Origin of the sequence: uncultured Rossellomorea sp., assembly GCF_947488365.1 — a bacterium.
Taxonomy (GTDB): Bacteria; Bacillota; Bacilli; order Bacillales; family Bacillaceae_B; genus Rossellomorea.
The window spans coordinates 138,119-164,709 of sequence record NZ_CANKZT010000004.1 but is presented as its reverse complement, the minus strand read 5'-3'; the positions used below and the strand labels follow the sequence as shown (position 1 = coordinate 164,709).

At 43.1% G+C, this 26,591-nt stretch carries 27 protein-coding genes and 1 pseudogene; 1 reads left to right on the top strand and 27 read right to left on the bottom strand.

What is annotated here, in order from left to right:
- Positions 1–58 precede the first annotated feature (58 nt).
- From Q1B03_RS15315 to flaG, 13 genes are all read right to left on the bottom strand, one after another.
- Positions 59–931 carry a YitT family protein gene (locus Q1B03_RS15315; protein WP_299743102.1) on the bottom strand — a complete coding sequence of 291 codons (873 nt, stop codon included), beginning with the start codon at positions 929–931 and terminating at the stop codon, positions 59–61.
- 545 nt (positions 932–1,476) lie between these two features.
- Positions 1,477–2,578, bottom strand: a protein-coding gene (prfB, locus tag Q1B03_RS15310; RefSeq protein WP_156142358.1) for a peptide chain release factor 2 whose coding sequence is annotated in 2 segments (ribosomal slippage) — positions 1,477–2,505 and positions 2,507–2,578 — 1,101 coding nt in all. Because the reading frame shifts where the segments join, the coding sequence is not laid out codon by codon here.
- Between the two features lie 373 nt (positions 2,579–2,951).
- Positions 2,952–5,462: a preprotein translocase subunit SecA gene (gene secA / locus Q1B03_RS15305; RefSeq protein ID WP_299743096.1), complete on the bottom strand. Its 2,511-nt coding sequence runs from the start codon at positions 5,460–5,462 to the stop codon at positions 2,952–2,954.
- A 605-nt stretch (positions 5,463–6,067) separates the two neighbouring features.
- Positions 6,068–7,198 (bottom strand): YecA family protein, encoded by a 1,131-nt coding sequence (locus tag Q1B03_RS15300; protein WP_299743094.1) that lies wholly within the window; start codon positions 7,196–7,198, stop codon positions 6,068–6,070.
- Between the two features lie 129 nt (positions 7,199–7,327).
- Positions 7,328–8,164, bottom strand: a complete 837-nt coding sequence (locus Q1B03_RS15295) for a DUF1028 domain-containing protein (RefSeq protein ID WP_299743091.1) — start codon at positions 8,162–8,164, stop codon at positions 7,328–7,330.
- A 156-nt stretch (positions 8,165–8,320) separates the two neighbouring features.
- Positions 8,321–8,899 carry a ribosome hibernation-promoting factor, HPF/YfiA family gene (gene raiA / locus Q1B03_RS15290; protein WP_113971339.1) on the bottom strand — a complete coding sequence of 193 codons (579 nt, stop codon included), beginning with the start codon at positions 8,897–8,899 and terminating at the stop codon, positions 8,321–8,323.
- A 370-nt stretch (positions 8,900–9,269) separates the two neighbouring features.
- Complete coding sequence (locus Q1B03_RS15285; protein ID WP_299743086.1) at positions 9,270–9,833, bottom strand: REP-associated tyrosine transposase; 564 nt, start codon at positions 9,831–9,833, stop codon at positions 9,270–9,272.
- Positions 9,834–10,072: 239 nt separating this feature from the next.
- Positions 10,073–10,828, bottom strand: coding sequence for an ABC transporter permease (locus Q1B03_RS15280; RefSeq protein WP_299743083.1), 756 nt, complete (start codon positions 10,826–10,828; stop codon positions 10,073–10,075).
- A gap of 6 nt (positions 10,829–10,834) precedes the next feature.
- Positions 10,835–11,179, bottom strand: coding sequence for an MmcQ/YjbR family DNA-binding protein (locus Q1B03_RS15275; RefSeq protein ID WP_299743080.1), 345 nt, complete (start codon positions 11,177–11,179; stop codon positions 10,835–10,837).
- An 88-nt stretch (positions 11,180–11,267) separates the two neighbouring features.
- Entirely contained in the window at positions 11,268–11,609 is a 342-nt protein-coding gene (locus tag Q1B03_RS15270) for a flagellar protein FliT (RefSeq protein ID WP_299743077.1), read from the bottom strand.
- Complete coding sequence (gene fliS, locus Q1B03_RS15265; RefSeq protein WP_299743074.1) at positions 11,606–12,010, bottom strand: flagellar export chaperone FliS; 405 nt, start codon at positions 12,008–12,010, stop codon at positions 11,606–11,608. The genes Q1B03_RS15270 and fliS overlap by 4 nt, the downstream gene beginning before the upstream one ends.
- A 22-nt stretch (positions 12,011–12,032) precedes the next feature.
- On the bottom strand, positions 12,033–13,556 hold the full coding sequence (locus Q1B03_RS15260) for a flagellar hook-associated protein 2 (protein WP_299743071.1): 1,524 nt from the start codon (positions 13,554–13,556) through the stop codon (positions 12,033–12,035).
- A gap of 15 nt (positions 13,557–13,571) precedes the next feature.
- The gene (gene flaG / locus Q1B03_RS15255; RefSeq protein ID WP_299743068.1) at positions 13,572–13,931 is read right to left on the bottom strand and encodes a flagellar protein FlaG; all 360 of its coding nucleotides are present in this window, start codon (positions 13,929–13,931) and stop codon (positions 13,572–13,574) included.
- A 145-nt stretch (positions 13,932–14,076) separates the two neighbouring features.
- Between flaG and Q1B03_RS15250 the strand changes: the two genes are divergently transcribed.
- On the top strand, positions 14,077–14,931 hold the full coding sequence (locus Q1B03_RS15250; RefSeq protein ID WP_299743065.1) for a DNA endonuclease: 855 nt from the start codon (positions 14,077–14,079) through the stop codon (positions 14,929–14,931).
- Between the two features lie 435 nt (positions 14,932–15,366).
- Here Q1B03_RS15250 and Q1B03_RS15245 read toward each other — a convergent pair.
- The 14 genes and pseudogenes from Q1B03_RS15245 to Q1B03_RS15180 all read right to left on the bottom strand — a co-directional run.
- Positions 15,367–15,480, bottom strand: a pseudogene (locus Q1B03_RS15245) (flagellin); the annotation flags it as partial.
- Between the two features lie 341 nt (positions 15,481–15,821).
- Positions 15,822–16,610, bottom strand: a complete 789-nt coding sequence (locus Q1B03_RS15240) for a flagellin (protein WP_299743063.1) — start codon at positions 16,608–16,610, stop codon at positions 15,822–15,824.
- 157 nt (positions 16,611–16,767) lie between these two features.
- Positions 16,768–16,989: a carbon storage regulator CsrA gene (gene csrA, locus Q1B03_RS15235; RefSeq protein WP_044338358.1), complete on the bottom strand. Its 222-nt coding sequence runs from the start codon at positions 16,987–16,989 to the stop codon at positions 16,768–16,770.
- Between the two features lie 4 nt (positions 16,990–16,993).
- Positions 16,994–17,437, bottom strand: coding sequence for a flagellar assembly protein FliW (fliW, locus tag Q1B03_RS15230; protein WP_299743058.1), 444 nt, complete (start codon positions 17,435–17,437; stop codon positions 16,994–16,996).
- An 18-nt stretch (positions 17,438–17,455) separates the two neighbouring features.
- Positions 17,456–18,046, bottom strand: coding sequence for a DUF6470 family protein (locus Q1B03_RS15225; protein ID WP_299743055.1), 591 nt, complete (start codon positions 18,044–18,046; stop codon positions 17,456–17,458).
- Between the two features lie 75 nt (positions 18,047–18,121).
- A complete protein-coding gene (flgL, locus tag Q1B03_RS15220; protein WP_299743052.1) occupies positions 18,122–19,027 on the bottom strand; it encodes a flagellar hook-associated protein FlgL in 906 nt (301 codons plus the stop codon).
- A 14-nt stretch (positions 19,028–19,041) separates the two neighbouring features.
- Positions 19,042–20,604 (bottom strand): flagellar hook-associated protein FlgK, encoded by a 1,563-nt coding sequence (flgK, locus tag Q1B03_RS15215; RefSeq protein WP_299743049.1) that lies wholly within the window; start codon positions 20,602–20,604, stop codon positions 19,042–19,044.
- A gap of 29 nt (positions 20,605–20,633) precedes the next feature.
- Complete coding sequence (locus Q1B03_RS15210; protein WP_299743047.1) at positions 20,634–21,128, bottom strand: flagellar protein FlgN; 495 nt, start codon at positions 21,126–21,128, stop codon at positions 20,634–20,636.
- Positions 21,129–21,140: 12 nt separating this feature from the next.
- A complete protein-coding gene (gene flgM / locus Q1B03_RS15205; RefSeq protein ID WP_341356996.1) occupies positions 21,141–21,410 on the bottom strand; it encodes a flagellar biosynthesis anti-sigma factor FlgM in 270 nt (89 codons plus the stop codon).
- 113 nt (positions 21,411–21,523) lie between these two features.
- Positions 21,524–21,940 carry a TIGR03826 family flagellar region protein gene (locus Q1B03_RS15200; protein ID WP_299743044.1) on the bottom strand — a complete coding sequence of 139 codons (417 nt, stop codon included), beginning with the start codon at positions 21,938–21,940 and terminating at the stop codon, positions 21,524–21,526.
- Positions 21,941–22,001: 61 nt separating this feature from the next.
- Positions 22,002–22,550: a ComF family protein gene (locus Q1B03_RS15195; protein WP_299743042.1), complete on the bottom strand. Its 549-nt coding sequence runs from the start codon at positions 22,548–22,550 to the stop codon at positions 22,002–22,004.
- 142 nt (positions 22,551–22,692) lie between these two features.
- On the bottom strand, positions 22,693–24,186 hold the full coding sequence (locus tag Q1B03_RS15190) for a DEAD/DEAH box helicase (RefSeq protein WP_299743039.1): 1,494 nt from the start codon (positions 24,184–24,186) through the stop codon (positions 22,693–22,695).
- 198 nt (positions 24,187–24,384) lie between these two features.
- Positions 24,385–25,236, bottom strand: coding sequence for a DegV family protein (locus tag Q1B03_RS15185; protein WP_299743036.1), 852 nt, complete (start codon positions 25,234–25,236; stop codon positions 24,385–24,387).
- Between the two features lie 215 nt (positions 25,237–25,451).
- On the bottom strand, positions 25,452–26,354 hold the full coding sequence (locus Q1B03_RS15180) for a DMT family transporter (RefSeq protein WP_299743033.1): 903 nt from the start codon (positions 26,352–26,354) through the stop codon (positions 25,452–25,454).
- Between the last annotated feature and the right edge of the window lie 237 nt (positions 26,355–26,591).

The window sequence follows — 26,591 nt, the reverse complement described above, 5'->3', positions numbered from 1 at the left end:
TTTTAAGAGTAACGGGAAGTATCAAGGTCCGTCCCTCTATTAGTTAATTATACCAAGGTTAAACCCGTTTGAAACCTTCACCTAACACCTCTGAGGCGTCCATTGTGACGACGAAAGCAGAGGGGTCAATGGTTTTGACCAGTTGTTTCAGTTTTGTGAATTCTGTTTGATCGACCACACACATAAGGATCGGGCGCTCATCGTCCGTATAACCACCGTATGCAGATAGTTTTGTCACACCACGATCAATTTTATTCAGGATTCCTTCGCGAACTTCTTCCTGTCTGTTTGTAATGATAAGAGCCATCTTTGAACGACTGATGCCGACTTGAACTAAATCAATTGTTTTACTAGTTACGTATAAGCCGATAAGGGCATATAAACCACGCTCGATGTCAAACACGATCGCAGCCGATAGAACAATCATTCCATCGATAAGCGCCACACATGTCCCAAGGGATAAACCTGTGAATTTGTTTACAATCTGGGCTGCCAGGTCCGTCCCTCCCGTGGATGCTTTACCTCGAAAGACGATTCCTAAACCCAATCCTACACCGATTCCGCCGAATAATGCGCCTAATAAAGGCTCTTCTGTCCAAGGCTCCCAACCTTCTGTTAAGAACACCACTAATGGCAAGAAGACCGTACCGATGGCTGTTTTGACACCAAATTGAAGGCCCAGGAAGATTAACCCTGCAATGAATAACGGAATATTAAATGCCCATTGAACAAAGGCAGGTTTCCAATCAAACAGACCTTTAAGGATGGTGGATATCCCGCTCACTCCCCCTGAAGCAACCTCATTCGGCAGTAAGAACACATTAAACGCAATGGCCACAATCGTTGACCCAATCACAACAAACAAATACTCTAACAACTTCTCTTTCCGCGGATTAAATGCCTGCTCACGACGTCTCTCTTTCAAACCCATCCAGTACGACTCCTTTAACCTATGTATTTATAGTATGAGTACAACCTCTTCCTTTATGCAGAGGGACGGACCTATAATCAAGGGTTTCGTCTCGTCTGTTAAGAGGAAGGTTGTTCACCAATAGTCTCTTTCAACTGATCGTAGAGGTAATGAATTGAGGTGACAAATAGAAAAATTCACCCTTCAAACATGCTCTGAATCAACCTTTGAGAGTATAGCATGGGCACATAGTGGTGTAAATAACACTTCAATAACGTGGTAAAGCATTAATGGGTTGGGGTGTTATAGTGGTGAGGGACGGACCTTGAGAAATGGGAGGTTATACAACTGAAGTCCGGTTTTCGCAAAGGAAAATTCAGATTCACCTTTCTACAAACGTAATAATACCAGTAGTTTGTGCGCTTGCCCGTGTATGTAGAGTATATTCCAACCTCACATTTATACATATAATGGAAGAAACTCATCTCTCTTTGAGGTCCGTCCCTAAATAAATTCAGAAAAAAGCTGAACCCTCCGTTGGATAGGTGGGTTCAGCTTGGGAATTATTATTGAATTTTGGAACGAAGGTAGGCATTGATGAATGGATCGATGTCGCCGTCCATGACGCCTTGTACGTTACCGGATTCTGTGTTGGTTCTGTGGTCTTTGACCATGGAGTATGGATGGAACACGTAGGAACGGATCTGGCTTCCCCACCCGATTTCCTTTTGTTCTCCACGAATTTCAGCAAGCTCTTGCTCTTGTTCTTCAATTCGCTTTTGATACAGTTTTGCTTTAAGCATTTTCATGGCTGACTCACGGTTCTTGATCTGAGAACGTTCAGATTGGCATGTTACCACGACATTCGTCGGTAAGTGAGTGATACGGACAGCCGAATCCGTCGTATTGATGTGCTGCCCACCGGCTCCACTTGCACGATACGTATCAATTTTCAGGTCTTCCGTACGGATTTCGATTTCGATTTCTTCATTAAACTCAGGCATGACTTCACAAGACACGAAGGATGTGTGACGACGGCCGGACGAATCAAATGGAGAAATACGTACAAGACGGTGTACGCCTTTTTCAGCTTTTAAATACCCATACGCATTGTGACCTTTAATGGCAAGGGTTACACTCTTGATTCCCGCTTCATCTCCAGGAAGATAATCAAGGGTTTCTACTTTGAAACCTCGTTTCTCACCCCAGCGCGTGTACATGCGAAGAAGCATGGAACCCCAATCCTGAGACTCGGTCCCACCTGCACCTGGATGCAGCTCAAGAATCGCATTGTTCTTATCATGTTCTTCACTTAGAAGAAGCTGAAGTTCGTAATCATTTAATCGTTTGACTAAATCACCCAACTCCTCTTCAAGGTCCTTTTGAAGTTCTTCGTCCGGTTCTTCTTTGATAAGCTCAAGGGTAAGCTCAAGGTTTTCATGGGATTCAAGCAATGATTTGTATTCATTCACAAGATCCTTCAATCCGTTTCCTTCATTGATCAGCCCCTGGGCTTTTTGCTGGTCATCCCAGAAGTCGGGTTGAACCATGATTTCGTCAAGTTCTTGAATTCTCGCCTCTTTGTTTTCTAAGTCAAAGAGACCCCCTGAAGTCCGCTAATGTTTTAGCTGATTTTTCTAACTCTGCTCTGATTTCTGATAGTTCCATGTGTGGTCACCTCTATAGTTATTTGGGTTGTGCATTTATTTTTTCAAAATATTCGATTGCTCTGTTCAATTAGTATGGGTGTTGATTGTAATGGGATTCGCTCCCTTTCCGCGGACGAACCGGCAAGCCTCCTTGCTTCGCTGCGGGGTCTTGCCCAGCTCGTTTTTCCGCAGGAGTCTCGCCATTCCCCTTACAATCATACAAAGAATCAATGAACAGAGCGATGAAAAAATTAAATTATTTTGCAACAATTGTTCTTGAAAGCCCTTGGCCCTATAAAAAAATACATGGGCCGAGAACCCATAAAAAACGGAAAAGTACCTGGGACTTATTTTAGCAAAATAAGTCCCAGGTATCATCTCATTTCTTTTATTTATCCAGTTATGCCGTGGCAGTGTTTGTACTTTTTGCCGCTTCCGCATGGGCATGGGTCGTTGCGCCCTACGTCTTCTTGCTTGCGGACTGGTTGTTTCTTAGCTTTACCGCCTTCTTCTTTCGGGTTCACCGCTTGACCTTTGGCTACTTCCTGACGTTCAAGATTGTTGCGGATTTCAGCTTTCATGACGTATTTTGCCACGTCTTCTTCGATTGCGAGTACCATGCTTTCGAACATGGCGAATCCTTCATGCTGGTATTCGCGCAGTGGGTCGGTTTGACCGTAGGCACGAAGGTGAATACCTTGACGCAATTGATCCATGGCATCGATATGGTCGATCCATTTCGTATCAACCGCGCGAAGCAGGATGACTTTTTCAAACTCGCGCATTTGCTCCGGAGTAAGCTCTTCTTCTTTTTCATCGTAACGGTGTTTCACATCTTCATAGATCAGATCCATCATTTCTTCCGGCTCTTTTCCGCGGAGATCATCGACTGTTACGTCGTTTTCAGGAAGAAGATTCGCGTTCACATAATCAACGATGCCTTGAAGGTTCCAGTTTTCCATATCTTCTTCTGCTGTATGGGCTGCTACCTGACGTTCGATCGCTGATTTGATCATACCCTCAACAATTTCACGAAGGTTTTCTGAATCGATTACTTCATAACGCTGTTTATAAATGATTTCACGCTGTTGACGTAAAACATCATCGTATTGCAGAAGCTGTTTACGAGCATCGAAGTTGTTTCCTTCCACTCGTTTCTGAGCCGATTCTACAGCACGGCTGACCATTTTACTTTGGATTGGCTGAGTGTCATCCATCCCAAGGCGCTCCATCATGCTCTTCATATTGTCAGATCCGAATCGGCGCATCAATTCATCTTCCATTGAAAGATAGAACTGAGTCACACCTGGATCTCCCTGACGTCCGGAACGTCCACGAAGCTGATTATCGATACGGCGTGATTCGTGACGCTCGGTACCGATAACGGCTAGACCGCCACGTTCGATGACGCCTTCTCCAAGCTTGATATCCGTACCACGGCCGGCCATGTTAGTCGCGATCGTTACAGCACCTGGCTGCCCGGCTTCTAAAATGATTTCCGCTTCACGGCCATGGTTTTTCGCATTTAATACATTGTGGCGAACGCCTTTTTTCGTCAATAGCTTAGAGATAAGCTCTGACGTTTCAACGGCAACCGTACCAACCAGTACAGGCTGTCCTTTTTCATGACGCTCTTTGATATCCTCGACTACAGCAAGGAATTTCCCTTCTATAGAAGCATAGATGAGATCGGCACGGTCATCACGAACGATTGGCTTGTTCGTTGGGATTACGATAACGTTCATATTGTAGATATTACGGAACTCTTCTTCTTCCGTTTTCGCCGTACCGGTCATACCGGAAAGCTTTTCGTACATACGGAAGTAGTTCTGGAACGTGATCGTTGCCATGGTCATGCTTTCGTTCTGGATTTCAAGACCTTCTTTTGCCTCGATCGATTGGTGAAGTCCGTCACTGTAACGACGACCTTTCATCAGACGTCCTGTGAAAGAGTCAACGATGACGATTTCACCTTCCTGAACCACATAATCCACATCACGGTGCATGCTGACGTGAGCTTTTAACGCTTGATTGATGTGGTGGTTAAGAGTTACGTGTGAAATATCGAACAGGTTATCGATGTGGAAGGCTCTTTCCACTTTGCTGATTCCTTCTTCGGTTAATTGAACACCTTTGGTCTTTTCATCATATGTGTAATCTTCATCTTTTTTCAGTGTACGTACGACGGCATTTGCCTGAATATAAAGCTGTGGCGTACGCTGTGCATTACCGGAAATGATCAGAGGTGTACGTGCTTCATCGATTAAGATCGAGTCAACCTCATCAATTACGGCAAAATGAAGAGGACGCTGCACCATTTGGTCTTTGTACAGGACCATATTGTCACGAAGGTAGTCGAATCCGAATTCGTTATTCGTACCATATGTGATATCCGCTTTGTATGCTTCACGTTTTTCGTCTTTAGACATCGAGTTTAAGTTCAGGCCTACAGTAAGTCCCAAGAAATTGTATAGCTTGCCCATTTCCTCGGCATCACGGCTGGCCAGGTATTCATTGACTGTAATAACGTGAACGCCTTTTCCAGTGATCGCGTTCAAATATACAGGCATAGTCGCTGTCAGCGTTTTACCTTCACCGGTTTTCATCTCGGAGATGTTCCCGCCATGAAGGGAGGCACCACCCATAAGCTGGACGCGGTACGGATATTGGTTCAGAACGCGGCGAGCCGCTTCCCTTACGACAGCAAAAGCCTCAACCATCATATCTTCAAGGTCTTCACCCTTTTGATAGCGCTCCTTGAATCGTTCTGTTCTTTCACGGATTTCATCATCCGTCAAACGCTCCATATCGGGACCTAATTCTTCTATTTGATCAGCCAGCTTTTCAAGCCTCTTTAATTCTCTTTTATTCGCATCGAACACTTTGTTTAATAGACCAAGCATGTATAAACGCTCCTTTATCTGTGTTTAAATGAGAGTCGAACGTCACTAGTATAACGAATGAAAATGAAATTCAGATGAGATTGTTGAAAAACTCATGTAAAAAGTCACCATCATCAGCTTCCAATCACTCTACTAAAAATTCGCTACAAAATCCAAATATCCTCCCACAAAAACACGATATATTCCCTACCAATCTTACCACTATCCTATATGGGTTACAACTCAGGGAGGGACGGACCTCTCAATCACAGACCTTTCAAAGGTTGGATGCTTTACTATCAACCCGGATTCCTGGACTCATCATGATTTGCGAAGCCCATCCCTCTAGAAAAAGCGTCGATTGGGGTTCCCTTTCAGGGACGGACCTCAACGAATATAGAAGTCATCCTATGTTTGGCGTTATCATACTAATTTCATATGTTGTGGCTCTGGGATGAGGGGAATGAGTGGGATGAGGGACGGACCTCACCTACCACATCAATCCGACAAGAGTAGGAGACTTTACAGCATTCCCTCATAAATTTGGTGAAAGGTGAGGTCCGTCCCTCAAAAAAACAAAAAAGCCGCCTATGCAGACGACTTTTGAATGTTGATTATATGAATGGTCAGGCTTTTGTTGCTTTCAGTAGTTCGTAGACGGTGTCCTGGTAGCTTTCCCAGATCTGTTTACTGCGTCTTGAGATGCTGTTGGCAGAGACATCGAAGTATTCGGCCAGTTCTTTTTGAACGTGGCGGATGCTGATTTCGTCGATGTTTTTCGCCATGTCCACAAGTGCTCCCGAATAGATTTTCGGATTGCGGATCGTTGGGCGCTCTATGTAGAAGTATTTCTCCAATACGGCTACTAGCAGCTCACTTTCTTCTTTATCTTCCCCTTTTTCAGTCAGGAAGTTTTGAAGAGAGGTGATCGCTTCAACATATTCAGGAGTCTTCCAGATTTCAACTCCTTCGATTGCGTCTTCAGACTTTTCATCTGAACCAGAAGGTGCGTCTGCCGCATCACTTGCTTTATTAGGCGCAGATGATTTTCCGGTCTTTTTCTTCTCAGCACTATAAAGAACGAATCCGACATCAGCTATTTCCAGGTATTGACCAGATAAGTAGTCATGCAGAGTTTCAAACTCACCTTGTTCAAATCGAATCTTAACCAATTCCATCGCTGCTTTCTCAATCGCAGGATAAATGAAGTACTGAGCGAATGGAAGATACTTCTCCCCATTCGGCAATAATAATCCCAAGAAGAAACTATTCTCTTCTAACTTACCGAACTTTTCAGTTACAATCAGCACATCACCAGTGATGGCTTCTTCCACACGTAACGTAATGTCATCTACCTTCTCTACGGTACCTGCTGTCACACGAACGTTTTTCCAAGACTCCAGTACTTCAGCTGTCTGAGGACGAGTCACCGTGCTCAACTGCTTATCAACAAAACGTTCGATCAAACGAACATCGTCAGAATCCTTTTGAGTCGCTCCGTACCAGCTGACAAATGCCATTTCATAAATATCCGGATCCGCTTGCATCAGATCCATTTTCGCTAAGTAGTGGTGATAGGATTCTTCCATCTCTTTTGACTGTGCCGTAGCAATATAATCATAAAGCTGCGCCTGGAGCACATCAAGCTCCTGGCTTACCAGCGTATCTATATTCACAACATTTTCTTTTTCACAGCATTTCTTATATTTTTTCCCACTGCCGCATGGGCATGGTTCGTTTCTTCCGACTGTACTCATGTTTGTATTTACCTCCAACTTCTTGAGTCCCGTACACAAATGTTCATTATATAACATTTCCAGCGTTCCTTAAACTGTTTTAGAACAAGAAAAAAGAACCAATCACTTTTGGACTGGTTCCCTTCCAATCTATTCTCCTTGTTTTTTCATATAATCCAAGACATCTAAATCGATATAATTCTCATCCTGTTCACGCATTTCAAAATTCTCGGTGTGGAGATAGTCTTTCAAGCTCTGATGAAGAGACTGTCTTTCTTTTGCATAGCCGAGACGTGTAAGTTCCCTCTCCACTTCATCGTGGATTTCACCTTCCAGCAATACGACTCTACCAGGCTCTGACTCTTTAAAGTAGAGCTGATGCAACAGGTAGATTCGTTTCAATTCTTTAATAGGAGAAGCGTGATCATCCACCCTCAGATCGATATACCGATCATTGAAGCCACCATATCCACCACTTTCCTTCACTACTAGAAGCGCAGCAGACTGCATGCCTCGGGAATCGCCTCCCGCTTCCTGACCGGCATCGAGTGCATGGAGTAATCGTTCAGCGAGAGATCCGGTCGTCGACTCGAATGTCTCTGCCATCGCCTTTACGGTATTCTCATCCACTAAAATATTTCCTTGAGCAGCAAAGTGCTTACCTGTTTGTCCACCAGCCCAATCATAGCAGCCTTCTCCTGTAAAAGTGGCGGGATTTCCTCCAGCATCAATTAACCCTACTTGTCGTAAAGGACGCTCCGGATCATCCTGTGTGATGATATCCAGCGCTTCCTCTGCCGTCTTTCCTTCTTCCATTAATTGAAGTGCGTGGGGCCCGTAAGAGGTATTTGCGTAAGACTGAGTCGCCACTGCTCCCACTCCCGCTTTCGCAAAAGGCACGACAGAACCGACACCGAGGAATTTGGATTGTACCGCAATCCCCCACTCTTTCTCTTCCGGGTCATAGCCTACAATGGAATATGTCATGGTGAAGTCCTCCTTAAGTTCTTCTACTATAAATATCCTATCTTTGAGGGTGAAAACATAATGTCTACTTACAAACTTCTACAATAATTGTCAAAAATCCTTCTTATTAAAAAGATCCTGCAGTCATGTAGACTGCAGGATCTTCTCATTTAATAGTTAGTTCGTTTCAATCAAGCCATACTTCCCATCACGACGCTTGTACACAATATTCGTTGCATTTGTCTCTGCGTCTGTGAAGATAAAGAACGTGTGACCCAGCATATTCATTTGAAGAATCGCTTCTTCACTGTCCATAGGCTTAAGATTGAACTGCTTCGTTCTTACTACTTCCGTATCGTCCTCTTCCTCCAGTTCAACCGCAGCTGCACCATTTGGAGAAACGTGATTAAGATCTTCCTGAGCCGCGAAAAACTCCTTCGGGCTGCCCTTTTCACGCATCTTACGGTTCACTCTTGTTTTATGTTTGCGAATTTGACGCTCCAATTTATCTACAATCAGATCAATGGCCGCATACATATCCGTGTTGCGTTCCTCTGCACGTAACACTAATTGCGGCATTGGAATAGTCACTTCAGTTTTCGTATTTTTATCAGGATACACTTTTAAATTAACATGTACATTTGCATCAGGAGTTTCATTAAAGTAACGGTCTAACTTGCCAATCTTTTTCTCCACGTGTTCGCGAATCGCTGGAGTTACCTCAATGTTCTCGCCTCGAATGTTGTAGTTCAACATGTAAACTCCTCCTTTTAAAAATAAAGCTATGTTTATATATTCTCCATTCCCTTTGTGAATCCTCCTTAAACTTTCTAAATTTTTTGTCAATTTTTCGTAAAGTTTGTAATGTGGTGTCGAAAGTGGTGTTGGATAAGAGCTTGGAGAATATTAGAGTGAGGTGATGGTTGCGAGTATGTAGGGTTCACCTTTCACTCTTTCTATTATTATTTTCTCACTTTTTGAGGAGAATAAACGGTGGGAATTTGGAGGATTTGTGAATGGTTTGGGGCGGAATTGTGAATGTCTTGGTAGACCTGAAAGTGCCAGGAACTATTATCATGTTTGGTGCCTGGCACTTTTTAACTCGTTTTGTGCCTGGCACCCATTATTATTTAATTACGTCCCAATCTTTCGTATTCAATTTGGTGTCCACATAAAATTTGTACTTATCATGAGGATTATCACCAAGGTTTGTTAATATCTTTGTGGGATCTGCAAGGTTCTTGTAACCGACTTTTATAAAGGCTTTATAGCTGCTCCAATGATAATCTTCCGGGCTTTTTACATACCTGGACCTTACAGGATTCAGATGGATATAACTACTGGTATCTATCATCTGCTTCCAGTTTTTGATTAACTTGGCATAATAGCGATCTTGAAATACATGACCAATGTAATCGTACCTTTTATTAAAATACTTGGCGTAGTTAGAGTGGAGGTAATGGATGATTTGAGACAAAGGGTGTTCAATGGTTTCGATGATGAGGTGGATATGATTTGGCATGAGGCAATATGAGTGAAGAATGAAGGGGATTTTCTCCTTTGCTTTTTGTATCAGGAGTATATAGTATTGATAATCTTTTCGGTCACGGAAAAGGTTGTTCTTTCTATTTCCCCGGGCAGTCGCATGGTATATAGCTCCAGGATACCAAATTCTAGGCTTTCTAGGCATTGAATCTTCCTTTCTTCTTTGAGTATTTTAGACAAATAATTACATTCGACATTTAGATTAAAAAAACCTCTTTTTTTGTCGGATTGATGGGTGTCCTACGTGAAAGTTGGTGCCAGGTACAAATTGACCCTTTGGTGCCAGGTACTTTTCTGCCTGTTTGTGTCTGGCACTTTTCCCCTAATCGGTGCCAGGCACCAAATCATGCTTCCGTGCCTGGCACCCTATCAAGAACGGACTTCCTAAACATCCACATCCCGCCGACCAAAAAACCACCCGGCCAATCCACCAAATCCAATCAAGTACACCACAATAACGCCAATAGAAAATAAAAACGTCATCCCTTCAAAAGGTGGTGTTCCGAAGAAATACTGCTGCAGATCCGTATTTGCAAACAACAAATACTTCCCCCACTCCATTCCCCTTTCGTTCATTACAAGTAAGAATGTCCCTGCAGAGAATGTCAGAAAGATGGTCGATCCAATGGCAAAGGAACTGCTTCTCGTCAGTACAGACAGAGTGAAAGCAAAGGAACAAATCACGACCAGCTCAAGAAATCTCAGCACATATGCTCCCGCTACAATAAAAACGTTCACGCTGAAATCAAAGAAGCTGTCATAGAACCAGAGTATGCCCAGTATGGACGAAAATACAAAATGTACAGTGGTCAGAAGTGTTGCTATGACGATAACCGTTAAGTATTTTGAGAGAAGAACCCTCACACGGTTGACCGGACGTATGAGCAGTAGCTTGATGGTACCTGACGAAAACTCGCTTGATACGATGTCCCCTGCTATGATGAGGCAGAAGACTTGCAGGACAATGAGCAGGTTCGAGCTGATTCTCATATATTCCCAGAAGGAGAATTGGATTCCGTCGAATAGCATGTAGACGAAAAGGGATGCGATGGTGTTGATGAATACGATAACCCCAAGGGAAATCCACATGCGGGGACGTGATAGTTGTTTTATAAGTTCATTGGTGATTAGGTTGATCATATGTCTTCATCCGTTTCGAACTTGATTTGCCAGTTTCTTGGGTGCCACTCTCAAATAGCCTTCGTGAATCAAGGCTTCAATTGCTTGCCATCCTACTTCCTCTATCTCTACCAACACCCAGCCGTGTCTACCGATATAGGGAGCTTTTATGTAGCCAGGCTGCTCCAGTAAGATTTCTTGCATGGTGGGGAGGGTTTTAATAGATAAGGAGAAATTGTTCTCTTCGCCAATGATCACAAATGGTTTGTCTTTCACTCGAAAAGAAGTGTGTCCAAAGCCGTCTATGTGTTCATGGACTTCAGGATAGGTGACGCAAAGACATCTGATTTCATCTACCAGACGATTTTTCATCCCGGCTTCCTCCAGCATTTTTTCTATTATTATAGCATGAGAGTATTTGGAAAAAGAAAAAAACCTCGAGTTGGTCGAGGTTTTTTCGCTATTTCTTTTTGTCGTAAAACATGCCGTCATGTTGTAAAGATTCGTATGGGTTGGAGTATTTCTGTACGGAGGTTTTTTTCTTGGATAACCCGTTCAAATCTCGTTTTATTGAAGACTGCATTTGTGAGAGTTTCCTATCTATTTCTTGGTTCCATATGATCATTTGCTTTCCAAGCACATGTTCCTCTTCAGTAAATGGAGGCTTGATCGCAGTGATCAAACTCTGTCTTTTATCTAAAAGAGACTCTATTGTTTCGATCGTGGACTCTCGATTTACCGTATGTTCGAGTGCTTCTTTCAATTGCTTCGTAACCGAATAACAAAGAACGACCGAGCTCATGCCTGCCCTGCCTGACCTGCGTGCTGCTTCTGTCGATTCAGTTGAATGACTTCTTTCCACGTATCACGGAACTCTGTGATGAGTCCCTCTATTTCTACTAGAATAGAAGCATCATTTTTGATGTTGGCTTCTGTTAAGCGACGGTTGATGTAGTCGTATAAGGACATGAGGTTTTGAGAGACTTCAAGATCCATGTTTAATGTAACCATCAGCTCATTCACGATGGCCTGTGTCTTTTGGATATTTGTGTTCTTCAGTTCAATATTCTTATCTTCTATCGCTTTTTTCGCGATATGGATGAATTTCAGGCTTCCGTTATAGAGCATAAGGGTGAGCTCACCTGGTGACGCGGTGTTAACCGAGTTGTTTTGATATGCTGCATACGGGTTGTTGATGGCCATAGTGACCCTCCTTTAATTGTGATTAGCCGCCAAATTGGTTCATAAGGAACATGGATTGTTGGTTGGAACGCTGGATGGCTTTTTCCATGGCGGTGAATTGGCGCCAGTAGCGGTCTTCGACTTGGATCAGACGATTTTCAAATCGATCCATTTGATTGTCCATATTGTTTAAGAGGCGACCAAGGGTAAATGTATTATTCGTACTTGATGCTTTACCGGCTTTTTTCTCAATGCTGTCCATGGTATTTTTCAACGTATCACGGAGGCGGCGGGCGATTCCCTGTTCACCTGGGGTCTCTCCATTTTTCGCAAAAATCTCGTATAAGGCATTCGGATCTTTGGAAATGGCTTCTTTCAGCTTGCTTTCATCAATGATCAGCTTTCCACGATCAAGGTAATTGCTTGACGTTTTGATACCGATTTGTGCCAGCTGGTCGATGCCTGATGTACCGCCTAAAACAGGTGTGTACATGTCTGTTCGCATTTTGTTCAGGCCCGACGTTAACACTGAATCATTCCGCAACGTTCCACTACGGGACTTTTCTTCCCATAATTCGATTTCCTTTTCTTCCATCGACTCTTTTTGTTCAGCAGTCAACGGTTGAAAGTCACGGTATTTCTTTTCGTTTACTTCGCCGTTTACTTTTTCGATGAGTTTGTTGTATTCGTCAACGAATTTGACGATTTTTTCTAGGATTTTATCGGTGTCAGGCTGTGAGGAGAAGGTTACATTGGTATTGGATGCATTCTCCAACGTTAATTCAAAGCCATTGATCGTAAACGTATTGGATGAACGTTCAGTCGCCATTCCATTGTATGTAAACTTGGCATTCTCTCCAATGGAGCCTCTATTATTTGCCAGGGCAGTATCATTGTCAGCATCAAGCTTCAGGTGGGTAGTAAACAGATCTCCCTGCAACTCAATTTCAGCAACACCGGCATTGGCACCTGTATTCTTACTCATGACAGACATTTGCTTAGTGTGTTGATCATAGAACATCGTCACACCGGTCTGCGCATTGATCTTCGCGATTAAACTGTCTAACGTTTCATCTTCAGCATTAAATTTGATTTCGGTAAAATCAGCCGCCATCGTTCCGTCTGCTTTGATTGCCTTTACTTTGATGCTCTGCTCACCCGTCATCCCGAACGATTCACTCAACTTCTTCTTGGGATCAAAGGCTCCCCCATCTGACTGGGTAATCGCCGAGCTGTACATAGTAGCGGCAGTAGCTAATTTTTCCACCTTCAATGTTCCTGAGAAGTCGGTGGTAGAATTGATATTTTTAATGGATACTTCATTTGGATTCGAAACAGATACCGTTTTCTGAGTATACGTCCCCTGCTTCATTACTCCGTCAAAAATTAGATTACTAAAATCAAACATCATTTTATTCATATCACGGTAATCATCCCGCTGCCATTCTAGGAATTGTTTCTTCTGTTCCAGTTTATCCAAAGGAATTCGCTCTGCCTTCATCAGGTCTTTAATGATTTGATCCGTGTCCATGCCACTGGCAAGTCCACCAATTCTCATATCAGCCATAAGTATCTCCTTCCGTTAAATCTTCCTATCGACCATTAAACCAACAAATTCCGTCATAGCGGCATGCATATCAAGCATTCTCTTTGCTGGTATCTCTTTCACTATTTCCTGCGTACGATCATCCACGATCGTCACATAATATTCCTGTAACTTATCATGAAATTCAAATTTGAGGTGTGTATTCGAAGTGGACATAAACTCATTCATCCCATGAACGACATCTTCCATCTCTTCTTTGGTGACAGGTTCTTGGGTTTTGGTTTCTTCATGGTGTCGTTCCTGTGCTTGAATTTGTTTCACTTCTTCACTGTTTTGGTTCTCTAATCTAGTAAATGATTGTACTCCTGAAATCCCGCCTGTCACTTTATCAATCATCGTTTGATCCTCCTGAGGGTTATATGGGTTATATCGGTTTTTGGTGGGGAAAGTTTAGGGAGGTTGGGTTTTATTTTGTTTCAATAAAGATGGTATAGTATAATAAAAATAGAACATAAGTTCCTATTCGAAAGGAGTGTTATGGATGGAGAAGTTCCTGAATCTATCTTCTATTCAACGAAACTTACTAGTAGGAAGCATTCTGGGTGATGGTGAAATCACAAAGATATACCGTAACTCACGCAGGAAAAATCATAGTTATCGTGAACATTATGGTTTAGAACAAGAGAATTATCGTATCTGGAAGGCCACCTTCTTCCCAGGTCTCTTCTACCTTACTAAGAAAAGCCAAACCATGCGTTCAAAATCTGATCCCCTTTTCACGGAGTTATTTCCTTACTTCTACAGTAATCGCTCTAAGCAAATCCCGATAAAACTTCTAAAATACTGTACCTCCCCCTACTTCTTAACAGCTCTATATCTAGATGACGGTTCTCTATCAATCTCTAAAAGAATTAATCATCGTAATAAGAAGATTTACTTAACTCCTCACATTTACTTATACCTTCAAAGCTACCCCAAAGAGCAACTTGAAGTATTAAAACAACACATTTTAGATACCTTTCAAATTGAATTTAAGCTGAACAAAAGAAGAGATGGTTACGGTTATATTTTAAAAGGAACCTCAACTGGCCTAACATACAATTTCCTGAATTTACTTTCCCCAATCACTTTGACATGTGAAAGTATGTATTATAAATCCAATTGGGAATGGAGGCTAAAACGCGAGGAGCAAGAGTTGTTAAAACAATTTCCTAATTATCAAATCGTCCCTTCTTCGTCGAGTAGATTCAAAAATTATACTGAAGACGAAGTAAGAAAAATAATATTACTGAAGAGGAGCGGTGTAAAAGATAAAGACATTGCGAAAAGTTTATGTAGAAGCTATTGGTCTGTAGTGTATAAGATACGAGAATTACGACTAGAGGGGATATTGTGATTTTTTTATAAGAAGAAAAAAAAGAGACCCTAGGAAGCCCAGAGTCTCTCGTAAACCACTTAAAATTAACGAAGAAGTTGTAAAACTCCTTGTGGTTGTTGGTTCGCTTGCTTTGCGACTATGTCTTTCGATCATAGAATAGACTATATCTTCACCCTTGTATGTATGGGGCTGGGCACTTCGAACAGGATTTCCTGCCCTACGAGATTCATAGTCATAGCTTTGCCTTAGACCGTGTTCTCTAGTCGTTGAACCTTCTCCAGAGTTTCCTCACAGGAGCTTGGCTGCTGATTATCCATTGGTGCATCTCTATCATTTTCCGACCATTCCGCCTACTGTTTCCAGTTTCGTTGTGGTTGATAAAGCTTTAGGAAGTTCCAGCAATTCACCCAGTAATACTCCAGCTCGTTACCAAACTGGACGCCCTCTAATCAACTATCTCAGAAGTTGTAAAACTCCTTGAGGCATTTGATTGGATTGAGCCAACATTGCTTGCGCTGCTTGAGAAAGAATAGAATTCTTCGTTTGATTCATCATTTCTTTCGCCATCGTGCGAACATTTACTTTCATAAATGACCAGACTATATCTTCACCCTCTAACACAGAGGGGTTGGGCACTTCGGATTCACAATGCTGATGACCACTGTTTCACCTACGGATTTCATCATCATAGCTTGCGCCTTAGATGGTCTATCCTAGTCGTTGAACCTTCTCCACTCTTTCAAGACAGGAGCTTGGCTGCTGATTGCCCAATCTCTTCTTTTGTTAAAGCCATCACGCTTGTCGTTTCCAACTACGTTGTGGCAAGAAAAGCTCTCAGGGGTTTCCAGCAATTCACCCAATTATGATCTCTAGCCGTTACCAGCCAGGACGACTGTGCTTGTCACTGCTTAGGCAGCTAAAGCATAATCTACGTCACGGATACGTGATTCTGCTGCAGTAAGGTTTTCAGAAGAGGTACCTAGATTGTTGATTGTGTGTTCTAGGCGGTTTTGATAAGCACCTAATTTAGAACGCTCACCAGAAACAGTCTCAATAGCAGTATTAATAACATCGATAGCAGAGTTAGCTGCAGTTTGAGTAGAGATATCTATTCCCCCAGTTGTTGCTGCATCCCCACCAGCTGCTGTAGCTGCAGTTCCTGTTCCATTTGAAACCAATAAAGTTTCTGCATCCATTGCTGTAATATCTAAAGTTACGTTTTGTCCAGTATTTGCTCCGATATGGAAAGTTAACGATGCACCAACACCACCAGAATCACGTGTACCATCGATTAATTTCTTTGTATTAAACTCAGTATTATTAGAAACACGAGTAATCTCTTTAGCTAATTCATCAACTTCTTTTTGAAGTTCTCCACGGTCAGTGTCAGTATTCGTATCATTTGAAGACTGCACAGCAAGTTCACGCATACGTTGAAGAATTGAATGAGTTTCGTTTAAAGCACCTTCTGCAGTTTGGATTAAAGAGATACCATCTTGAGCATTACGTGATGCTTGTTCTAATCCACGCACTTGTCCACGCATCTTCTCAGAAATCGCAAGACCAGCAGCGTCATCCCCAGCACGGTTGATACGAAGACCAGAAGATAACTTTTCCATTGATTTAGATTGTGCACCAGTAGCACTATTCAACTGACGATAAGTATTCAAAGCAGCAATATTATGATTAATTCTCATTCCAAAATTTCCTCCTTGAAAGTAAGCCCACATCCATGTGAACTATAAAAGTTTAGTAGTTTGCAACGAGTTACAAAGGTCGGCCGCCCTTCTCCTCATTGCTTACACTACTAATATCGGTCGTTTTGACTAGTGTTTAATAGCTTCAGAAAAATATTTACTCATTTTTTGGCAAAAGGTTAAACAAGTTGTCGATTCCCTTCGAAGCTTCAGTGTTTTCTTCCTGAATAGAAAGATATACTTCTTTCCGATGGATATCTACGTTCTTCGGAGCGTTGATCCCCAATTTCACTTGATCACCTTTTACAGAAATGACGGTCAGCTCAATGTCATCCCCTATCTGAATGCTTTCCCCTGTTTTTCTTGTCAGTACTAACATCCCCTCACCCCTTCTTCCCTGCAGGCTGAGCAAAGATCAGGTGCTTGGTTTGGTAGTCTGTGTTGTTTAGGATGACTTGTTTTCCTTTGCGATTGGCCAGATTGATAATAATCGGAGCCTGGAGATTGGCGGTGGATTCGGCAAGGTGTTCTTTCACTGTCAGAATAGAGAGAACCTGGACTTCTTTTTCGGATGGGTTTTCCAGTAGTTCGACACTCGCTTGATCCAATACAAAATCATACTCTTTGAAAAAGACAAAGGGATCTGTGACGACAAATCCTAGTTGAGGTGTGGCTACCGATTGCAAGATATGAAACCATTCATTTTCAGGAAGGGGCAGCAGAATAAATTGCTTTTCTTCTCCAAATCCGGGGATTCCGTGTTCAAATATCAGGACTTCCTCTGAATGGATGTCTATGACGCCGTGGTATTTTGTCTCTATGTTCATCCTTCTCATTCCTTCGTTTTATATTTCTTGTTCGTACTTAATGCCGACATGCTTCAAGTTCGCGAAGTCGATTTGTAAATCGGCGTATCGTTTCAGGCTGATGTCGACTTGGGCAGGCATATAGTGGATGGTCGGTTTATGTGGACGAGTATGGTTGAGCACTTTTTGAGGTTCGAAGTTCACTCTGACACTTCCCGGATCATACCCGATCTTGACGCTTCCGGCAGAGGGAATCCAGCCAATATTAAAGTTGTACATAGGGTTTTCGCTGTTTCGTTTTGCCTGATCGGCTATCGCGTTTCCTCCATGTTCAATCATCATGAGTTCATCGCCGTCCTGGGCCACCCGGGCAAGACCCCCTAACCAGTCTTCATATCCTTGTTGGGAGTATTCTTCTATCCTGCGGCGCACGGATTTCAAATCCATGTCTGCCCTTGCCTCTGTTTGATCGATGGTTAATCTGGATGGTCTCCGTTCAATCTCCATTTTCCCCGCCGGCTGTTGAATATCTAGTTCTGCTTTGGGTTGTTCGATATCCATTCGTCCCGGAGTCGTTTGGATCCCGAGTTCCGCTGGAGTGGATTGTAACCGTATTTGTGGAATGTTCAAGACTGTTCACCTCCAATGAAAAAGGGACTGTCCCCTAAGGTGACAAAACACCTTAAAGGGTTAGTCCCCTTGCTTTTATCGTAAGAAGTCCATTAATGTCGGCTGCATGATTCTTGCTCCTACGCTAAGGGCGGCACGGTGGACACTTTCTTGGGTTTTCAGGTCGGTGATCACTCTTTCGATATCTGCGTCTTCGTTATCCGAGAGAATACGGCTGGCGGTCACTTCCTGCTGAGCCAATCGGTCATCGATCATTTCCAGCCTATTGTATCGGGCGCCCAGGTCTGAACGTTCCGCTGAAAGTGTATTCATCACTTCATCCAAGTTTTCAAGTTCCGTATCAAGGCTTGAAACATCTCCCGATTCTAATGCTTTTTGGATTGAGTGTACTGTGTTGAATAGTTGTTGACTAAAAACATTTGATGGGTTGGCGTTTGCTTTTAGTGATACGCCCTGTGAAACTTCAATGGCGTATTCACCATTTGTTCCATTGAGTATGTTATCAGCTACCCTCGGGGCGGTCCCATCTGCAGGTGATCCATCCTTCATTGGAGAATTTCCGACATCTGTTCCATTAAAAATGTAACGGCCTGCCACTTTTGTTTCAGCCACACTGACAAGGTCCTTTTTTATTTGTTCAATTTCAACGGCCACCGCTTTACGGTCTTCTTCACTGAGGGATCCGTTCTTCCCTTGCAGTGTCAATTCCCGAACACGCTGCAGTCCCTGATTGGCATGATCAATCCCGGACTCTGAATTCTCCATCCATAAGTAAAGTTCTGATAGATTCCTTTTATATTGTTCGATTTCCGTTAGATTGGAGCGATAGAACATACCCTTCATCGCAACGACAGGATCATCGGAAGGCTTGGTAATCTTCTTCCCCGTCGCCAACTGGTCCTGTAGTTGCCCCATCCGCCCATAAGAAGAACTGAGATTTCTCATCGAGTTCGCCGTCAGCATACTTTGCGTTACGCGCATATTCGTTCACCTACCTACCTTCCAACGGTTCCCATGCCGTTGATGATTTTATCGAGCATTTCGTCCTGTAGTGTGATCATTCTGGCAGAGGCGTTGTAGGCATGCTGGAATTTGATCATGTCGGTCATTTCTTCATCAAGGGAAACGCCGCTTACCGACATCCTGCGTTCCTCAACAGCTGATCTCAGGACATTCGAGTTGCTCGCAAGCCTCAAAGATTCCTGTGATTCAACCGCCATGCTTCCAATAACTGATTCGAAATGACCTTGAAAAGATGATTCTTTTTCCCCATAAGGTAATTTAGTGGTTGTGATGATATCAGCAAGGGCCAGCGCATTTGTTGCATCCCCCAGGGTGGGATTTTCTGCACTGGCTGTGGCTATGTTGTCGAGATTGCTAAGTTCATCAGCTATTTGAATTCGTTGAGCGAATCCTTCTTTATTATCCGGATCCAGATCTGATGAAGGATCTTTTGAATCCTGAAAGAATTTAGGTGTTTCTGCTGCGGAGGTCGGATTATTGATTTGTTCCGCTGTTACGCCTTGTTGATGCTGATCATTAAAGGCTTTCGCAAATTCAAACGCCATGTTGTCTAATTCTTGGAGCATGGCGACGTAAGATCCTTCTGCCTCACCTTTTTCATTTTCGAATCCATATGTATCGATAAGGGCCCTCAATTTCCCTTCACCTTTTGATAAAAATTCTTTTATAGCAATCGTTTCCCCACCGATGGTTACAGAATCCACCGTATCTTGTTCTCCATTAAATGAAAGACTGAGTTCCTTAGCTCCACTCTTATCAACCAGATTCACCGGATTCTTTCCGTCTTTCCCTACTAATGTGATGGTCACGGAACCTTCAGCCATAGGAGAAGACCCTCCACCATTCGACTGGTAACTTGTTTTAATTGTGACCTGTTTTGATAACTCATCAATTAAACGATCTCGTTCATCATACAAATCGTTCGGAAGATAGCCGTGGGGCTCTACTTCGGCAATTTGTTTATTAATGCTATCAATCTGTCTTGTAAGAGAGTTAACTTGCGTTTCACTCACAGACAATTCACTTTTCAAATCGTTTCTCACGCTTGTTAAAGACGATGATAAATAATTGAACGTTTCAGCAACGGCGATTCCACGCTGACGCACGACAGACCGGGCACCTGAGTTGGTAGGATTGACGGCTAGATCCTGAAGGGATTGCCAGAACATATCCATCGTTTTCGACAAGCCTGAATCAGATGGTTCATTCATCACTTCCTCCATCTTCTTCATGGCTTCCATTTTCGTATCCCAGTAGCCAAGCTTATTATTTTCCCCTCTATATTGCGTGTCTAAGAAAGAATCACGAACCCGCTGGATCGAACCGGCTTCAACGCCTGTTCCAATTTGACCGGGAATTTGCGGACGGTTCATGGAGGGTGCCGGGTAAGGTTCTGTTTGTGCAAAATTGACACGTTGTCGGGTGTAACCGGGGGTATTTGCGTTGGAGATGTTATGACCTGTCGTATAAAGGGCTCCTTGTTGGGTGTACATCCCACGTTTAGCCGTTTCAAGGCCCATAAAAGTGGATCGCATGGTGTTGCCTCCGTTTCAAATGATTGATGTTATGCTTTCGAATCGAACATGGATCTTCCTGCTGGTATCGACTTGTCACCGTTTGGACGAGAATAAGTCAATTTTTCTGATTGAGGCTGCAGCATCGATAGGTTCATATTGACAAATTGAAGAGATTGATAGACAAGCTTTTGATTGAGTTCGTTCCGGGCCTTTAACTCGGCTATCATATCAACAAGTTTCTGCTGCCAGTATCCAAGAGTCTTTTGATCTTCAGGTGAACTGTACTGAATACAGAGAGAGATCGTTGGGTTTTTCTCCAAACGGACTCCAAGCGATTGAAGATAGTACTCTGACTCCCGTTGTCTATTCATCTCAAGCGTATTGATGGCCGCGATATGCTTTTGTTCGTCCTTTAGTACAACGTCCAGTTCGTCCATGGCACCTCTCTTGATAACATCCGTTTTTCCAACAGAAAGATCGAACAAACTTTTGTGCAGCTTATATAGTTTTTCTAACGTTGCAATTAGTGACGTTACCGGCATGTTTGTTCGCTCCTAGTTTCCGTTATAAAAATTCTTTAAACCTTTAGCAATCGCTTTCGGATCAATGGTGTAGTTACCGCTCTGCACTTGATCCTTTAATTCTTCAACTCTGGCTTGGCGTTCTTTTCCGAGCTTTGAAACCTCTTGCATCTCTTTAGCAGCAGAAGAGATCTCAATCTTGTCTGAAGCCAATTTCCCCATTTTGCTGACTTGATCCATTTTGTTAAGATTGCGCTTATAAGGATTAATGTTTTGATTTCCGATATTGTTAATCTTCATCATTTTCCCCTCGCTTTCATCACGTCCATTGTTTCTACCTAGTATATCGGATAAAAACGTGGTTTGTTTAGCTCAAGTGACTGGTTAGTTCTTCCTGATTTTCTTGTGTGACGTATCTAGTTCTTATTTCTCACTGTGTAATACGTTTTCAGACCCGATTCCTTCACTTTACTCTCCCATTCTCTCTCCGCTTCGAACTGTTTAAGGTCATTTAAAAGCTCACTGGAACACCCTTCGCAGATCCTCCCCGTCCCAATAATCTTCCCGCATTTATCACACGGATAACCCATGTTCGGAAATTGTTTCGTTTGAATCCTGCCCTTTTTCACCCATTTATAGAGAAGCTCCTCGTCAACACCCGTCACTTCGATCACACGGGCCATGGTGGCAGCCCGGTTTTCCCGTTTCTTTAGAAATTGGTAGACTGCTTCGTACATGTTTTCTTCTTCTTTATAGCACGTATCACATACATCCCTGAATTTATTTTTCATAAAAATCTCGTTACACCGTGGACAGTTAATAATTTCTGACATCGTTTCATTCCTCCCTGATTCACTTCTGTTATTCTCTATATCGGCAGAAATAAGAGTTGCTTTAACCTCTGGAAAGAGTCAAAGAGGATACTTCAACAGCTCCCGCTTCCCGCAGCAATTTAGCTGCCTGCCTCAACGTCGTTCCAGTCGTATAAATATCATCAAACAGAATAATCCTCTTTCCCTTAACATCCGCTTCACCTAACTGAAATACCTGCTCCTGCTGTAATCTTTCCTTCCGTGTCTTTTTCGACTGCTTTTCCGAGTGTGAGCGGGTAAGGAGACAAGAGGGACGGACCTCTGCTTCTTCCAGCAACGCAGTGGATTGATTGAACCCTCTTTCATATAAACGCTCGTTACTAAGCGGGATGGGGATGACTATATCAAACTCACTTTTTTCAATATAGTTTTTGAGAATGTGCGCAAATGGTTTAGCCAACGCATAGTCTCCTCTATATTTGTATCGAGCTAGATACTCTTTAAGAAAATCGTTATATTGATAGAGTGATTCGTTCTGTAGGAGCAACCCACTCCACTCAGCGTCAGACTCCCAACGGCTGCAATCCAGGCACTGCTCCCCTTTTATTAAGTCAGAAGATAACACTTCCATTGCACGGGAACACCCTGAACAACGCTTGCCCTCTATTATCATCAATTGTTTTTCACACTCAGTACACAGAAACGGGGGGACTCTGTAAAATAATCCCTTCCAGGACATGACCTCCACAAGTTCATTCCCACAGTACAAGCAATTACTTACCATCAATCAACCCCCGCTTCACGGCTTCCCTATTCATGCCGTCGATATGAAGGAGCGCTTTGATCATCTCACCGGTACGGCCGAAGTGAAAATAGACGACGTCACCCTTCGGATAGTCCGAACTCCGCCCCACTCTCCCTGCAATTTGAACAAGGGCGCTTTCCGTGAAAATCTTTTCTTCTGAGCCGAGTACAGCTACATCGATATTGGGTATAGTGACTCCCCTTTCTAAAATGGTCGTAGTGAGTAAAATGGGGATCTCGTTATTTCGCATTCTCATGACTTTTTCTTTTCTTTGGGGATCTTCTGCATGCACAGATTCAATGAGAGGATCGATTTCTTGAAAAAGAGGGAGGGCTTTTTCCATGATTTCAACGGTGGGGAAAAAGATCAGGGCTTGTTTTGATTGGTGGAGTCTTGTGCACGTCCATTTTTTCAATCCACGAGGAATCCGGTTTTTCTTAAGGGATTTTTTCCAAAGTCCGCACCATTTAAAGCGTGGCAGGGGAATCGGATGGCGGTGGAAGCGTGCCGGGATTTGGATATAGGATCGCTTCCCTGCCGCGCATTGCTTCTGGGTGTTCCGATCAGGGGTTGCTGTGAGGTAAATAATAGAAGAATCGGGTTTCCGTGCTTTTTCTACTGCCCATTGAAGAGAAGCGTCAAAGGAATACGGAAAAGCATCCACTTCATCGATGATCATCACGTCAAAGGCGTCGTGAAACCGGAACAGCTGGTGTGTGGTGGTCAGAACGAGCTCGCCATAGGTGTTTCTTTCTTCAGACCCTCCGTAAAGTGTGATGATCGTTGTGTCAGGAAAGACCTTTTTGAGACGGGGAGACAATTCAAGAATGACGTCGGTTCTAGGTGCTGCAATACATACCCGCTTGTTTTGTTGAAGAGCTTCATGGATTCCCTCAAAGAGAACCTCAGTCTTCCCTGCCCCGCACACGGCCCATACGAGCAGGTCCTTGCTGTCTTTAACAGCAGTGACCATTTGCTGAGAAGCAACTTTTTGCGCTTCTGAAAGAGTTCCAAGCCAATGAAAAGTCGGTGGCGATTCAGGAACCGGTGCCGGACCACACCATGTCAGAAGCGGTGTGCATTCAGACACCCTGCCCATCATGATGCAATTCCGGCAGTAGGTACAGTTGTTGTGGCATCTTGAACATGAAAAGGAAGCGAACAAATGAGGCTTGTTATTTCCACAACGATTGCACAACCTTTCCTCCACACCTTTTCCATAGGCAATACATCCATTTAAATAATGCTCATGAAAGACTTCAATGGAAATTGGGATTTCATCTAATAGCAGGGATCGGCTGCTAAGAAAGGATTGGAGTTCTGAAGAATAGGTGAAGGATTCATTAAGGGGTCGGGGTGGGATGGAAGATAGATCTGAAATCCGCTGCAAACTGTGGTGCTTCTCTTTCACAAGTAATTCCGGAATCAAACGATTGTCTACAAAAGCAAAACGCAAACACATCACTCCTTTCTTGGATAATGATGTATTCTACACCAGGTTATGAAAATCCTGCCTAATAAAAAGGTGCCAGGCACATAAACATTGTTTTGTGCCTGGCACCGATAGTTCGGAAGTGTACCTGGTACATGATGACCTGATTGTACCTGGTACAGATAGCGCAATTTGTACCAGGTACAACCAATCAAAAACACCCAAACTTTAACGACTCATCTTCCGAGCCCATCCCATCCCCATCGATCCCTCACCTAAATGAGTACCGATTACAGGACCAAAAATGCTGACATTAAATTCAACGTTCGGGTATTTAGCCTGAAGCTCATTCATCCACTCAATCGCCTCTTCTTCGCGATTCGCATGGATGATCGAAGCTTGAAACTCTTCTCCGGAAGACACGGCTTCTTCAAGCAAAGACTCCACCCGCTTCAATGCTTTCTTCTTCGTACGGATTTTTTCAAAAGGAACGATGACTTTATCCACAAAGTGCAGAAGTGGTTTCACCTGCAAAAGGCTTCCGATGATCGCCTGTGCTTGTGATAATCTGCCCCCGCGTTGCAAATGAGCCAGGTCATCAACCATGAAGTATGCCTGTACAGATTGCTTCATTTCATCCAATAACGCAACGATTTCTCCAGCCGTTTTCCCTTGACGACCCAGCTTGGCCGCTTCAATCGCATAGAAGCCCTGAATCATGCAGCTGATCTCGGAATCATACGCATACACTTCAATTCCTTCGACCATTTCCCCAGCTTGAACGGCCCCTTGATACGTACCGCTTATCCCACTCGATAAGTGGATGGAAATGACGGCATCGTAGTTCCGTGAAAGTTTTTCGAATAGCTCGACGAACTTCCCGACAGGGGGTTGAGAAGTCGTTGGTAGCTTTTGCTGGATGCTGACCTCTTCATAAAATTCACTTGCCGTAATATCAACTTCTTCTTGATAAGTTTCTCCTCCCAAAATAACACTGAGAGGAATCATATGTATGTTCAGTTGATCACGCAATTCTTTCGGGATGTAGGCTGTACTATCCGTTACAATTGCCGTTTTCATAGAATTACCATCCTTATTGTTTATTTTTATAGCCCTTGTTACGAGCTTGTTTAGTCTACCTTATGTATCTTTCTCATTTTATATGAAAACAAGTTGGTTTGCATTAGTTTCTAGGGACTTTCAGCTCCACAAAACTAAACAAACGTTTGTTTAAGACCCCGAACCCTAGAGCTATAAGGGATCCAATGTCCTAATCAAACGTTTGTTTAAAGGTCTTACCTCGTACCGACAGGCATGGTTGAGACCAGTTTTTTCGATTTTCTGGAAGACAGGAACACTCCCGCAAAGATAATCAATAAACCTAAAATGAGATTATGAGTCACAGGCTCCCTCAGAAGAACAAATCCCCAAATCATCGCTGTACCCGGAATCAAGTACGTCACCGTCGAAGCAAATTCAGGTCCTCCATTGGTCATGATGTAGAAATAAAGAAGCGTCGCCACTCCAGACCCTAAACAGCCTAACCCTAAAATGCCCAGGATGACCTCGCCTGATAACAACTCGCCAACTGAGATTGGATTCGTCAGCATCATTCCCACAAAACCTACCGCTGACCCAATCAACAACTGGAATGTAGAAATCACAACCACGCTCGTTCCAGCCAGATACTTTTTCGTAAACTGTGAAGCAAACGCGTAGCTCATTGTCGCAAGCACCATCGTCCCTACCCCTACAAAATCAGAAGTGAAAATCCCGCTCACTTCGAAATTCATCAGGACGAGGATTCCTATAAACCCAACGATAATCCCAATCCATTGAAATCCGGTCAATAGGACCGAGAAAAATAAAAATCCCGCAAGTCCAGTCCAAATGGGAGTCGTTGCGTTTAAAATGGAGGCAGTGTTACTGTTGATCTGTGTTTCACTTAACGCGATCAGAGTCCAGGGCAACGCCGCATTACCAATCCCGACAACAAATAACTTCCACATAGGGAGCGATTTCTTCTCTCCTTTTTTCCTTTGTATAAAAAAGATCGGAAGAAGCACAAGAGCACCGGCTAAACAGCGTAAGAATACCGTCCCCCACACACCTACTGGATCCACCAGCCACTTAATAAAAACGAACGACATCCCCCAAATCAAACTTAAGCCAATTAACGCTATATATAATCTGGCCAATTTGCTTCCTCCTCTCCAGATTGTATAATTTAATAGTTAAATAGACGTTATAACATATTTTGTTAGTTCTATCCTATCTTACTTTGCTGGCGATGAAAACATTCTTTTTTCGTATTTTTGACCTATGATCAAGCATTCTTTTCCTATTAGAATAGGTTCATTCGAAGGGGATTCACATCTGCCAACTGAAACCATTTAACTTTCATGGGTTTTCGTCATATAATGGTTGGGTAGGAT